Origin of the sequence: Thiohalocapsa marina, assembly GCF_008632335.1 — a bacterium.
In the GTDB taxonomy this organism is placed as follows: Bacteria; Pseudomonadota; Gammaproteobacteria; order Chromatiales; family Chromatiaceae; genus Thiohalocapsa; species Thiohalocapsa marina.
On record NZ_VWXX01000034.1, the window covers coordinates 34,208 to 46,277 of the forward strand.

Below are 12,070 nucleotides of genomic sequence, written 5' to 3' on the forward strand. Positions count from 1 at the left end.
CTTTTGCTTGACTATTCGCAATCAAAAACCAACTTGTGGGGTGGGAAATGGCCAACAACGTCAAGGCGAACCACCATGAGACTTTCCACCAAAGGCAGATATGCCGTCACGGCAATGCTGGATCTCGCCCTGCACTCCGGGCAGGGACCGGTCACCCTCGCTGACATCTCGCAAAACCAGGGCATTTCGCTGTCCTATCTCGAACAACTCTTCGCCGCCCTGCGCAGCAAGCAACTGGTGCGCGGTGTCCGCGGCCCGGGCGGCGGCTACTATCTGGGCAAGCCGGCGGCGGAGATCTCCATCGCCGACATCATCTGCGCCGTCGATGAGTGGGTGGAATTCACCCGCTGTGGCGGCCGCGAGAACTGTCGCGACGGCCAGCGCTGTCTGACGCACTCGCTGTGGGACCAGCTCAGTGACGAGATCTTCACCTTTCTCAGCCGCATCTCGCTGGCGGAACTGGTGGAGCGGGGGCGCCGCGAGCGCAAGCACCCCGACACCAACCGTCTGCTGGATCCAGCCAAGCAGAAGGCGGCCTGACGCGGCATCTGCAGCCGGCGGCGGGTCTGTCGGCACGCGCCGGTTCGGCGGGGCCGCTTTCGCCGGGTCAGTTTCCGGGCCGGGCCATCCGGCAAAGGGTGACCGAGGTCAATCGGCTCGCAGGTGACGCAAGCGGCAGCGCCAATGGTGGTATCCTTCGGCGTTCGCCGCTCGCACGGTCAATGCTCATGCCTGCCGACACCGACGCACTCACCACCATCCAAGATCTGATCCGCTGGGGCGCCAGTCGCTTCAACGAGGCCCGGCTGCACTTCGGCCATGGCACGGACAACGCCTTCGACGAGGCGGCCTGGCTGGTGGGCCATGTGCTGCATCTGCCCGTCGAGCGCCTGGCGGACTACGGCGCCTGTCGGATTACCGACACCGAGCGCGACCAGGTTCTCGCATTGTTGCAGCGGCGCCTGAGCGAGCGACGCCCGGCGGCCTACCTCACCGGGCGCAGCTGGTTCGCCGGCCTCGAGATCGAGGTGGACGACAATGTGATGATCCCGCGCTCGCCGCTGGCGGAACTGATTCGCCAAGGCTTCGCCCCCTGGATGGAGCCCGAGGCCATCAGCCGCGTGCTCGACCTCTGCACCGGCAGCGGCTGCATCGGGCTGGCGGTGGCGGCGCATCTGCCGGACGCGGACGTGGACCTGGCAGACATCTCGCCCGCGGCCCTGCGCATGGCCGCCCGCAACCGCGCCCTGAACGCACTTGAAGAGCGGGTGCGGCTGATCGAGTCGGACCTGTTCGCGGCCATCGGCGAGTCCATGGGCGAGACTGCCTACGACGTCATCGTCTCCAACCCGCCCTACGTGGGTTCAGCCGAGATGGACACGCTGCCGGAGGAATACCGGCATGAGCCCAGCCTGGCCTTTGCCGCCGGCGAGCGCGGGCTCGACCTGGTGCTGCGCATCCTGCGCGACGCCCCGGACTACCTGACCGACGACGGCATCCTGCTGGTGGAGGTCGGCAATACCGAAGCGGTGCTGATGCGCGAGTTTCCCGATGTACCCTTCACCTGGATCGAGTTCGAACACGGCGGTGAAGGCGTGTTCCTGCTCCGGCGCGACCAGCTGCTGGAGTTCCATCCCCGGTTTGCCGAGGCAGTGGCCGGACTATGAGTCTCAGACGCGCAAGAAGCGTCGACGAGTACGTCGACTGGGTCAGGCAGGCGGTGTTCGAAGTGCAGGACCTGCGTGAGTGCCTGGAGTTCGAGCTGGAGGACCTGTCGCGCTTTCCGGCCTTTCTCGATCCGCTGCAGGATGGTATCCAGACGCTGTACCGTTCGATGCAGGACGGCGCCTACGCCTTCGGCCGCGAGGACTTGCCGTTCATGGACATCGTCGAGCGCTTCGCCGACGATATCCCCTTCCACACCCTCTTGAAACAGATCAACGAGACCCATCGCCGCGGTCTCGAGGTGGACCAGGACGATGCTTGATCACCCCCAATCCGCAGCCGCCGCTGCTGCACCAACCAACGCAGCAGAAACAGGTTCCGCAGCGACAGGCTCCACTCAGGACCAGCGCACCGTCTTCGACCTGGCGCTGATCCAGCGCTACGACCAGAGCGGCCCGCGGTACACCTCGTACCCCACCGCGGTGGAGTTCGATCCGGCCTTCGATGCCGACCGCTATGCCGAGGTCTGCCGCGCCAGCAATGCCGGCGGCGGGCCACTGTCGCTGTACTTCCATATCCCGTTCTGCGACACGGTGTGTTTCTACTGCGCCTGCAACAAGATCGCCACCAAGGACCGTACCCGCGCGCAGCCGTACCTGGAGCGCGTCTACAAGGAACTCGAACTGCAGTCGGCCCTGTTCGACAACGACCGGGTGGTGGAGCAACTGCACTGGGGTGGCGGCACGCCGACGTTCATCAGCCATGCGCAGATGCGCGAGCTCATGGCGCAGACGCGCAAGCACTTCAAGCTGGCCGACGACGACCGCGGCGAGTTCTCCATCGAAATCGACCCGCGCGAGGCCAATGCCGACACCATCGCGCTGCTGCGCGAGATCGGCTTCAACCGCATGAGCCTGGGCGTTCAGGACTTCGACCCCAAGGTGCAGAAGGCGGTCAACCGCATCCAGAGCGAAGAGGAGACCATGGCCGTGCTGCAGGCGGCGCGCGAACAGGGCTTCCGCTCCATCAGCATCGATCTCATCTACGGCCTGCCGCATCAGACAGCCGACAGCTTCATGCAGACCCTGGAGCGCATCATCGAGGTGGGCCCGGATCGGCTGTCGGTGTTCAACTACGCGCACCTGCCGTCGCGTTTCATGCCCCAGCGGCGCATCGCCGAACCGGATCTGCCGCCGCCCGAGGTGAAGCTGGAGATCCTGCAGTCCACCATCGAGCGTCTCACCAGCGCCGGCTGGCTGTACATCGGCATGGACCACTTCGCCCGCCCGGACGACGAGCTGGCCCTGGCCCAGCGCGACGGCACCCTGTACCGCAACTTCCAGGGCTACTCCACCCATGCCGACTGCGACCTGATCGGCATCGGCGTCACCTCCATCGGCATGGTGGGCAACACCTATGGCCAGAATCGCCGCGAGCTCGACGAATACTACGCCGACATCGACGCCGGCCGGCTGCCGGTGTTTCGCGGTATCGAGCTCAACCGCGACGACCTGATCCGCCGCGATGTCATCACCCGGCTGATCTGCCATTTCCGCCTCGACTTCGGCGACGTCGAGCGGCGCTGGGACATCCGCTTCGGCGACTACTTCGCCACCAGCCTGTCCAAGCTCGACGGCATGGTGAAGGATGGCCTGCTGGAGATCGACGCCGGTGGCATCCGCGTGCTGCCCAAGGGGCGCCTGCTGATCCGCAACATCTGCATGGCCTTCGACGCCTACATGGAGGCCAAGCAAGGCAAGGTCGGCTTCTCCAAGGTCATCTGATCTTCTTACCGCAGAGGCGCGAAGGGCGCGGAGGCAAGAAGAGAGGCTTCGCGCAGGTTCCCTGGTGCCCACGCGCCGCGTGGGAACCCTCGCGTTGCTGTCATTCCACTCCACGCAGTCAGGAACAGGGGGCAACCGGATGCAATCGATCGCCGATCTGCCATCGCTGTTCCGGCGTGTCGCGGCCGGGCGGCCCGAGGCGCCGGCCATTCTCGTGGATGGCGATCACTGGACCTATGCGCGGCTTGATCGCGCCTCCGATGGCGTTGCCGCCGGGCTCGCCGAGCGCGGCATCAACCCGGGCGATCGCGTCGCCCTGTACTGCCCCAATGGCGCCGAGTTCGTCGTCGCCTATCTCGGCATCCTCAAGGCCGGCGCCGTGGTCGTGCCCGTCAATCTGCTGCTCAATCCGCGCGAGATCACCTTCATGCTCGGCGATGCCGGGGTGCGCGGACTCTGCTTCCATGCGGCGCTGGCGGACAAGGCCGGCGCGGCGCTGGAGGAGGCGGACCTGCCCCTGCTGCGAATCGGCATCGGCTTCGACGACGATTCCGATCTGGTCGATTGTCATCTGCATCGAATGGCCCCGGCCCCGGATGCAGAGCCGCCACCAGCGACGGCCATCAATGCGGCTACCGCCCCCGCCGTGATCCTCTATACCTCCGGCACCACCGGTCGGCCCAAGGGTGCGGTGCTCACCCACGCCAATCTGGCCAGCAACGCCCGGGCGGTGGCCGACACGCTGGAGCTGAGACCCGACTCGGACCGAATCCTTGTGGTCCTGCCGATGTTCCATGCCTTTGCCGGCACCGTCGGCATCCTCACGCCGCTGCTCTGCGGTGCCGCCCTGGTGCCTGTGCCGCGCTTCGATCCGCAGGTCATCACCGAGGCCATCGGCCGGCACCGGGCCACGGTCTTTCTCGGCGTGCCGAGCCTCTATGCGGTGTTGCTGCGTCTCGGCGATGAGCAACTGGCCCGCTGGGCGAGCGTGCGGCTGTGCATCTCCGGCGGGGCGGCCATGCCGGTGGCGCTGATGCAGGCCTTCGAGCAACGCTTCCGCGTGCCGGTGCTGGAGGGCGACGGTCCCACCGAATGCGGGCCGGTGACGGCGGTCAATCCGCCCGCAGGTCCGCGCAAGCCGGGCTCCATCGGGCCGCCGATCCGAGGCGTGGAGATGCACATCGCCGACGAGCAGGGCAACTGGCTCGCCGACGGTGAGCACGGCGAGGTCTGCGTGCGCGGTCCCTCGGTGATGCAGGGCTATTGGGGCCTGCCCGAGGCCACCGCCCAGAGCTTCTTTGGCGACTGGTTCCGCACCGGCGACCTCGGCTGGCGCGATGCCGACGGCTATTTCTATCTGGTGGACCGGATCAAGGACCTGATCATCAGCAACGGCATGAATGTCTATCCAAGGGTCATCGAAGAGGTGCTGATCCGGCATCCAAGTGTCGTCGAGGCCGCCGTCGTCGGCGAGCCCCATCCCATCCATGGCGAGATCCCCATCGCCTATGTCACCAGCGCCCCGGATTCCGGTTCCGGTTCCGGTTCCGGTTCGGGCGCCGCTGCCGCCGCGCTCAAGGCCTGGTGCCGCCAGCATCTCGGCAGCCACGAGATCCCGCGCCGCATCGAGATCGTCGCGGCCCTGCCCAAGAACGCTGCCGGCAAGATCCTCAAGCGCGAGCTGCGCCGCTCGGGCGAGGTGGAACGCGGCGTTCGCTGATCCCACGGCTGCACGTCATGGCAACGAGGTAGGCTTTCATCGTATGGGCCTTGCGCCGGACGTCGCGCTTGCGGTTAAACCTTCTCGCGCCTAAGGTGATAAAGATTACTGCTCGTGCCCAGGGAGATGATCGCCATGCCCAACGTCGAGAAGCTGAGTGTTGCGCTGACGCCGGAAGCGCTGGCCGTCGTGCGTGAGGCTGTCGAGAGTGGTGAATATGCCTCAAGCAGCGAGGTTGTGCGTGAAGCGCTGCGCGATTGGACACACAGGCGCATGCTCAAGAAAAAAGCGGTCGAGGAGTTGCGGCGTCTCTGGGAGGAAGGTCTGAAGAGCGGGCCGGGACGTCTCGGGAATCTGGCGGCGATCAAGGCCGAGGCGAGACGCCGTCTGGTCGGGGTACAGGAATCTTGCCAGCACGATGCCTGACGCCGGATCCTGAGGCAGATGGCAACAATCAAGCGGACGGCGCGGGCAGAGCAGGACCGCAGGCATCGAGATTGTGCGCGTGGTGCATGGCGCCCGTGACCTTCGTTTGCTGATGCTCGAAGGATAAGCATCGACAACCTCCTCTGGGGCACCGCGCTCGTTCGGTTGCTGCTGGCTCCCACGCGGCGCATGGGAACGAGTCGTGCCCGATAAATCAGCATCTCCCTATCGCGGTGTCCCAAGAAAGGTGCCCGTCGTGAGCCGGGCGCTCCCCCTTACCAAACTGTCATCTTCGGGCGCTTGCGCCGGCCGCGGCGGTTGCAGTGAAATTCGGCCGTCGATTGGCATGACGGCGTGAGCCCTGCCGCCTGTCGGGTGCTCACGCCGATGGCTTCAACGTTCAACTGGCTGCAACCTGCAACTGGCGCCAAAGGGATTACGCAGATGATCGAAGTTCGGGCGCTCTGCCGATGTTACGGCGAGCTGAGGGCGGTGGACGACGTCTCGTTCGACATCGGCCGCCGCGAGATCGTCGGCTTGCTGGGCCACAATGGCGCCGGCAAGACCACCATCATGAAGATGCTTACGGGGTTTCTGGAGCCGAGCAGCGGCAGCATCCGCATCGGCGGACAGGACATCGCGGCCCATCGCCGTGAGGTGCAGCGCAGGATCGGCTACCTGCCCGAGAACTGCCCGCTGTATCCGGATATGAGCGTGGTGGACCATCTGGACTACCAGGCCGCCCTGCATGGCATCCCGGTCGCCCGGCGCGGGGCGGCCATGCGCCGAGCCATCGAGCGTACCGAACTCGGCGCCAAGGCCATGGCGCCGGTGGCGACCCTGTCGCGCGGCTATCGCCAACGGCTCGGCGTGGCCCTGGCCATCCTGCACGAGCCGGACATCCTCATCCTCGACGAGCCCACCAACGGTCTCGATCCCTCGCAGATCCAGCACATGCGCGGCCTGATCCGCGAACTGGCGGAGCAGGCGACGGTGATCATCTCCACCCATATCCTGCAGGAGGTGGAGGCCATCTGCGGGCGGGTGCTGATCATGCGCGGCGGGCGCCTGGCGCTGGACAGCCGCCTCGACGACATCGGCACCCGCCCGCGCCTGCTGGTGACGCTGGATCGCGACCTTGCGGAGGTTCGCTCCCTGTTCGACGGCCTGGGTCTGGGCGCGCAGACCGACGTCGAGCAATTGCCGGTACCGGTGCGGGATCAGGATCAGTGCCGTACCTATGCCATCAGCGCCGTCAATCCGCTGGCGGCGGCGCCGCGGGTGGCCGAGGCGGTGGCGGCACAGGGCTGGGCCCTGTACGGCCTGGAGCTGGAGCGGCAGGACCTGGAGGCGCTCTTTGGGGCCGTGTCCGGCACGGCGGCCGGTGACGTCTCCGGCAAACTGATGTCTGCCGGCACCGTCGCGAAGACCGCTTCAGGGACTGCTCCCGGGGTCTCTGCAAGGGAGGCCGCCGCCCATGTCTGACATCCTTCGCATCACCCGCAAGGAGCTGTCGTGCTTCTTCGGCTCCCCGGTGGCCTATCTGTTCATCGGCGCCTTCCTGGCCGCCTGCCTGTTCGTCTTCTTCTGGGTCGAGGCCTTCTTCGCCCGCAACGTCGCCGATACCCGGCCGCTGTTCGACTGGATGCCGGTGCTGCTGATCTTTCTGGCCGCAGCGCTGACCATGCGCCTCTGGAGCGAGGAGCGCCGGGCCGGCACGCTGGAGGTGCTCGCGACCCTGCCGGTGCCGACCTGGCGGCTGGTGCTCGGCAAGTTCCTCGCCGCGCTGGCGCTGGTGGCCGTGGCGCTGGCCCTGACGCTGCCGCTGCCGATCACGGTCGCCATCCTGGGTCCGCTGGACTGGGGCCCCGTGCTCGGTGCCTATCTGGCCACGCTGTTGCTGGCCGCGGCCTATATCGCCATCGGTCTGTTCGTCTCGGCGCGCACCGACAATCCCATCGTCGCGCTGATCGGCACCACCCTGGTCTGCGCCATCTTTTATCTGATCGGCTCCGCGGCCCTGACCGGCCTGGTCGGGCACGGCGGTGGCGAGCTGCTGCGGCTGCTCGGCAGCGGCGCGCGCTTCGAGTCCATCACCCGCGGCGTCATCGACCTGCGCGACCTCTACTACTACCTGAGCCTGGTCGGCGTCTTCCTGGCGCTGACCATCTACAGCCTGGAGCGTCTGCGCTGGGCGACTGACAAGGGCGGCGCCGACGACGCGCGAAAGGTCGGGCACCGTCGCTGGACCCTGATCACCGCCCTGGCGGCCCTGAACCTGGTGGCCGGCAACCTCTGGCTGCAGCAGATCGGCACCCTGCGCGCGGATCTGACTCAGGGCGCGCTCTACACCATCTCCGACGCCACCCGCAATTATCTCGACCAGCTGCAGGAGCCGCTGCTGATCCGCGGCTATTTCAGCGCCGAGACCCACCCGCTGCTGGCACCGCTGGTGCCGCAATTGCGCGATCTGCTGCAGGAATATCAGGTGGCCGGCGGTGGTCGGGTGCAGGTGGAGCTGGTCGACCCGCAGCGCTCGCCCGAGCTCGAGCGCGAGGCCGGCGAGCGCTATGGCATCCGCCCGGTGGCCTTCCAGACCGCGACCAAGTATCAGTCGTCGGTGGTCAACTCCTATTTCGACATCCTGATCCAGTATGGCGATCAGTTCGAGACCCTGGGCTTCCAGGAGCTCATCGAGGTCAAGGTGCAGGGCGAGACCGACCTGGACGTGCGCCTGCGCAATCCGGAATACGACCTGACCCGCAGCATCAAGAAGGTGCTCTACGGGTATCAGGGCGGCGGTGATGTCTTCGGCGGCATCAAAGAGCCCGTGCGGCTGCGTGGCTTCATCTCCGAGGCGGGCGTCCTGCCCGAGCCCTTGCCGGCCTTGCGGACCGACCTGGAGTCTCTACTGACGGCGCTCGAGTCCCAGTCTGACGGCCGCTTCAGCTGGGAGATCCAGGACCCGGCCCAGGACGCCGAGCTGGCCGAGCGCATCGCCGAGCAGTTCGGCTTCCAGCCCCTCGTCCTCGGTCTGCTGGACCCGCTGCCCTTCTACTTCTACATGGTCCTGGAGCAGGGTGAGCAGGCCGTGCCCGTGCCGCTGCCCGAGTCGCTGGACCGCGCCGGGCTGCAACGTGCACTGGAGGCCGGGATCCGCCGCTTTGCGCCCGGTGTCATGCGTACGCTGGCCCTGTACACGTCGGAACCGGCACCGATGGACTTCATGGGCGGTGCCCTCGGAGGGGCAGGCGGCGGGGCAGGCGGTGGTCCCGGCTACACGCTGCTCAAGGACAGCCTGCAGCAGGGCTTCGCGCTGCGCGAGACCGACCTGCGCTCGGGTCAGGTGCCGGAAGATGCCGATCTGTTGCTGGTGGTCGCGCCTGAGGACCTGGAGCCGAAACAGCAGTTTGCCATCGACCAGTTCCTGATGCAGGGCGGCACTGTGGTCATGGCCGCTGCAGGCCTGCATGTCGACCTCGGCGGCCGCGAGATCAGCGCCCGCCAGCAGCCCACGGGCCTGGAGGACTGGCTCGCGACCATGGGCGTCACGCTGGCGCCGAGCCTGGTGCTGGATCCGCAGAACACCCCCTTCCCGATCCCGGTGCAGCGGAGCGTGGCAGGCTTCGTGGTCGAAGAGATCCAGACCCTGGACTATCCCTATTTTCCCGACGTGCGCGGCGACGGGCTGTCCGCGGACAGCGGCATCACCGCCAATCTCGGGCAGCTGACCATGAACTGGTCCTCGCCCATCGTCGTCGACGCCGAGCGCAACGCCGAGCGCCAGGTGACGCCGCTGGTGCAGAGTTCCGCGGCGGCCTGGGCCAGCGACTCGACGGACATGCAGCCGGACTTCGAGGCCCACGGCGCGCTCGGTTTCCCGCGCGGCGAGGATACCGGCCGCAAGCTGCTCGCCGTGGCCATCGAGGGCCGCTTCGAGTCGGCCTACGCCGGTCAGCGTTCGCCGCTGCTGCCAGAGCCAGAGCCGGAGGCCGATGCCGAGTCATTGGCGTCGGCGGCGGATGCTGAAGTGGCTTCCGCTGAGGACGAGCAGCGCGATGCCGAATTTGCCGAGCTCGATGAGGGCGGGGCAGGGGCGTCCTCGACCTCGACCGAACCCCCGGCGGTCTCCGCCGTGGTCAAGCATTCGCCGTCCTCGGCGCGGCTGATCCTGATCGGCTCGTCCACCTTTCTCAGCGACACCGCCATCAGCTTGGCGAGCGAGGCGACCCAGACGCAGTATCTCAAGTCCCTTGAGCTTATACAGAACGCCGTGGAATGGTCGCTGGAAGACCGCGGTCTGCTGCACCTGCGCGGACGTGGGCAGTTCGGCCGCATGCTGGAGCCGCTCGGGCGTGAGGGCCGCATGTTCTGGGAGTACCTGAACTATGCCCTGGCCCTGGGCGGCCTTGGCCTTGTCTACTGGCTGCATCGCAGGCTGCGTCGGCGCCGCGAGCAGACCTATGCAGCGATCCTTGCGGGAGGCGACTGATCCATGAGCCAAGCGATATCGGACTATCCAACGACCGGAAGCGCACTGCGCCGTGCGAGCCTGCGGCTTGACGCGAGCTGGCGGCAGGTCCTGCGGGCGCCTTTGGTGCTTGGCCTGCTTGTTGTGCTGGCGCTTCAGCTGGTGCTCGCACTGTTCTTGAGCAGGGGCGCCAGCATGGCGCCGGCGGCGACGGACATCACGCTGCTCAGCTTCGAGCCGGAGCAGATCGCGACCATCCGGATCGATGCCGGCGAGGGGGATGCGTCCGTGACCCTGACGCGGGGCGAGGCGGGCTGGGTGCTGCCGGAGCTCGGCGACTTCCCGGCCAGCGGCACGCGTATTGATCAGTTGCTGGACAGCCTCGCCGCGCTGCGCCGTCCGCTGCCCGTGGCGACCAGCGCCGCGGCGCGGACGCGCTTCAGGGTCGCCGACGACGACTTCGAGCGCCGCCTGACCTTGCGCGGCAAGGACGGCGACATCCGCACCCTCATCGTTGGTGACTCACCGGGCTTTCGCCGGCTGTTTGCCCGGCTGGACGGCGAGGACGCCATTTACGACCTGCGTCTCGCGCTGTTCGACCTCTCCGCCGAGGCCGATGACTGGGTGTCTCGCGACCAGTTGCGACTGGACCGCGAGCGGATCACCCGTGTCGCCGGGCCGGACTGGACCCTGCGTCGGGACGAGGCCGGCAACTGGCAACTGCAGGACCAGGTGAAACCGCCCGCGGAGGCGGTCGTCGGGGACCTGCTGACGACGCTGTCCGCCCTCAGCTATCGCGGTGTGCTGGGGCTGGAGGAGCAGCCCGCGCACGGCCTTGAAACCCCGCTGCTGACCCTCGATATCGAGCTCGCGGACGGGTCCGGGCGCCGCTACCGGATCGGCGAGCTCGAGGCCGGCGAGGACTACGCGTTGCGGGTCGGGACGACCGGACCGGTCTACCGTCTGGCGGCGTTCGATCTGGGCGGCCTGCTGGACCTGTCGCTGGCGCGTCTTGCGGAACCGGCGCAGGATGGCGAGGAAAAAAATCTTCCGCCATCGACTTGACATAATCTGGTTCTGGTACTACTTTACATAACGTAGGCGCTCGATAGAGGCCTGCAAACACTGCGGTTCGAAAGAACGCACATCAGTACATGTTGCTCAACTGGAGGATATGTCCATGACGACTATCGACTTCTCACCCCTGTTCCGTTCCATGATCGGCTTCGACCGTCTGTCCAACGCCTTGGAGACGGCCTATCGCACCGAACCAGGTGGCTATCCCCCCTACAACGTCGAGGTCTGCGGCGACAACGACTACCGCATCACCATGGCGGTGGCGGGTTTCTCGCAGAAGGACCTGACGCTGGAGGTGCGCGAGAACGTGCTCACCGTCTCCGGCGCGCGTTCGGAAGACGAGCCCAAGGACACCAATTACCTGTACCGCGGCATTGCCAACCGTAGCTTCGAACGCAAGTTCCAGCTCGCAGACTATGTGCGGGTGGTGGACGCCAGGCTCGAGAACGGACTGCTGCACATCGAACTGCGGCGCGAGATCCCGGAGGCCATGAAGCCTCGGACCATCGAAATCCGCGGCGACAGCGGCAAGCTGATCGAAAGCGAACCGGCAGCGGCGCAGACCAAGGCCGCCGCTTGACGCTTTAGGAGAAACCCCGGCGTCAGCACTGAGCATGGCGCTGGCGCCAGGGGTTATCGCTGAACGGGCGAAAATGCCCAAACAAAGGCCGGACCTAGTCCGGCCTTTTTGCGCAACCCCTCCAATAACGGGACGGTATACAAGTTGGCCTTGATCATCGTTCCGTTGCGCCAGGCAAAGCCTGGAAGGGGAGGACGATAGCACGTAGGGTAATGGAATGGTCCGCCCCGCTCCTCCAACGCGCCCAGAGCGGGCACAATGAGCGATGATCTTGAAGCATCGTCAACCGAGGTAGCGGAGCAGACCAATGACAGAGCGTAGCAAAGAACAGCCGATCACGTTCGTTG

10 protein-coding genes are annotated in these 12,070 nt (G+C 66.5%); all 10 read left to right on the forward strand.

Going from position 1 to position 12,070, the window contains the following annotated elements; translation table 11 throughout:
• Positions 1-75 precede the first annotated feature (75 nt).
• Entirely contained in the window at positions 76-540 is a 465-nt protein-coding gene (locus F2Q65_RS16055) for an Rrf2 family transcriptional regulator (RefSeq protein WP_150094428.1), read from the forward strand.
• Between the two features lie 188 nt (positions 541-728).
• Positions 729-1,667 carry a 50S ribosomal protein L3 N(5)-glutamine methyltransferase gene (gene prmB, locus F2Q65_RS16060; RefSeq protein WP_150094429.1) on the forward strand — a complete coding sequence of 313 codons (939 nt, stop codon included), beginning with the start codon at positions 729-731 and terminating at the stop codon, positions 1,665-1,667.
• Positions 1,664-1,987, forward strand: a complete 324-nt coding sequence (locus F2Q65_RS16065; protein WP_150094430.1) for a general secretion pathway protein GspF — start codon at positions 1,664-1,666, stop codon at positions 1,985-1,987. Before prmB ends, F2Q65_RS16065 begins: the two co-directional genes overlap by 4 nt.
• The gene (gene hemN, locus F2Q65_RS16070; RefSeq protein ID WP_150094431.1) at positions 1,980-3,449 is read left to right on the forward strand and encodes an oxygen-independent coproporphyrinogen III oxidase; all 1,470 of its coding nucleotides are present in this window, start codon (positions 1,980-1,982) and stop codon (positions 3,447-3,449) included. The genes F2Q65_RS16065 and hemN overlap by 8 nt, the downstream gene beginning before the upstream one ends.
• 139 nt (positions 3,450-3,588) lie before the next feature.
• Complete coding sequence (locus F2Q65_RS16075; protein ID WP_150094432.1) at positions 3,589-5,169, forward strand: long-chain-fatty-acid--CoA ligase; 1,581 nt, start codon at positions 3,589-3,591, stop codon at positions 5,167-5,169.
• A gap of 135 nt (positions 5,170-5,304) precedes the next feature.
• Entirely contained in the window at positions 5,305-5,595 is a 291-nt protein-coding gene (locus F2Q65_RS16080) for a ribbon-helix-helix domain-containing protein (protein ID WP_150094433.1), read from the forward strand.
• Positions 5,596-6,039: 444 nt separating this feature from the next.
• Positions 6,040-7,080, forward strand: coding sequence for an ABC transporter ATP-binding protein (locus F2Q65_RS16085; protein WP_150094434.1), 1,041 nt, complete (start codon positions 6,040-6,042; stop codon positions 7,078-7,080).
• A complete protein-coding gene (locus F2Q65_RS16090; RefSeq protein WP_150094435.1) occupies positions 7,073-10,087 on the forward strand; it encodes a Gldg family protein in 3,015 nt (1,004 codons plus the stop codon). The genes F2Q65_RS16085 and F2Q65_RS16090 overlap by 8 nt, the downstream gene beginning before the upstream one ends.
• 3 nt (positions 10,088-10,090) lie before the next feature.
• Positions 10,091-11,131, forward strand: a complete 1,041-nt coding sequence (locus F2Q65_RS16095; protein ID WP_150094436.1) for a DUF4340 domain-containing protein — start codon at positions 10,091-10,093, stop codon at positions 11,129-11,131.
• Positions 11,132-11,246: 115 nt separating this feature from the next.
• The gene (locus F2Q65_RS16100; protein ID WP_150094437.1) at positions 11,247-11,723 is read left to right on the forward strand and encodes an Hsp20 family protein; all 477 of its coding nucleotides are present in this window, start codon (positions 11,247-11,249) and stop codon (positions 11,721-11,723) included.
• Positions 11,724-12,070: the final 347 nt, after the last annotated feature.

Coding starts and splice junctions, on each gene's coding strand:
- F2Q65_RS16085 (WP_150094434.1), top strand. CDS start 6,040: ATGATCGAAGTTCGGGCGCTCTGCCGATGTTACGGCGAGCTGAGGGCG.
- F2Q65_RS16090 (WP_150094435.1), top strand. CDS start 7,073: ATGTCTGACATCCTTCGCATCACCCGCAAGGAGCTGTCGTGCTTCTTC.
- F2Q65_RS16075 (WP_150094432.1), top strand. CDS start 3,589: ATGCAATCGATCGCCGATCTGCCATCGCTGTTCCGGCGTGTCGCGGCC.
- prmB (WP_150094429.1), top strand. CDS start 729: ATGCCTGCCGACACCGACGCACTCACCACCATCCAAGATCTGATCCGC.
- F2Q65_RS16100 (WP_150094437.1), top strand. CDS start 11,247: ATGACGACTATCGACTTCTCACCCCTGTTCCGTTCCATGATCGGCTTC.
- F2Q65_RS16065 (WP_150094430.1), top strand. CDS start 1,664: ATGAGTCTCAGACGCGCAAGAAGCGTCGACGAGTACGTCGACTGGGTC.
- F2Q65_RS16095 (WP_150094436.1), top strand. CDS start 10,091: ATGAGCCAAGCGATATCGGACTATCCAACGACCGGAAGCGCACTGCGC.
- F2Q65_RS16080 (WP_150094433.1), top strand. CDS start 5,305: ATGCCCAACGTCGAGAAGCTGAGTGTTGCGCTGACGCCGGAAGCGCTG.
- F2Q65_RS16055 (WP_150094428.1), top strand. CDS start 76: ATGAGACTTTCCACCAAAGGCAGATATGCCGTCACGGCAATGCTGGAT.
- hemN (WP_150094431.1), top strand. CDS start 1,980: ATGCTTGATCACCCCCAATCCGCAGCCGCCGCTGCTGCACCAACCAAC.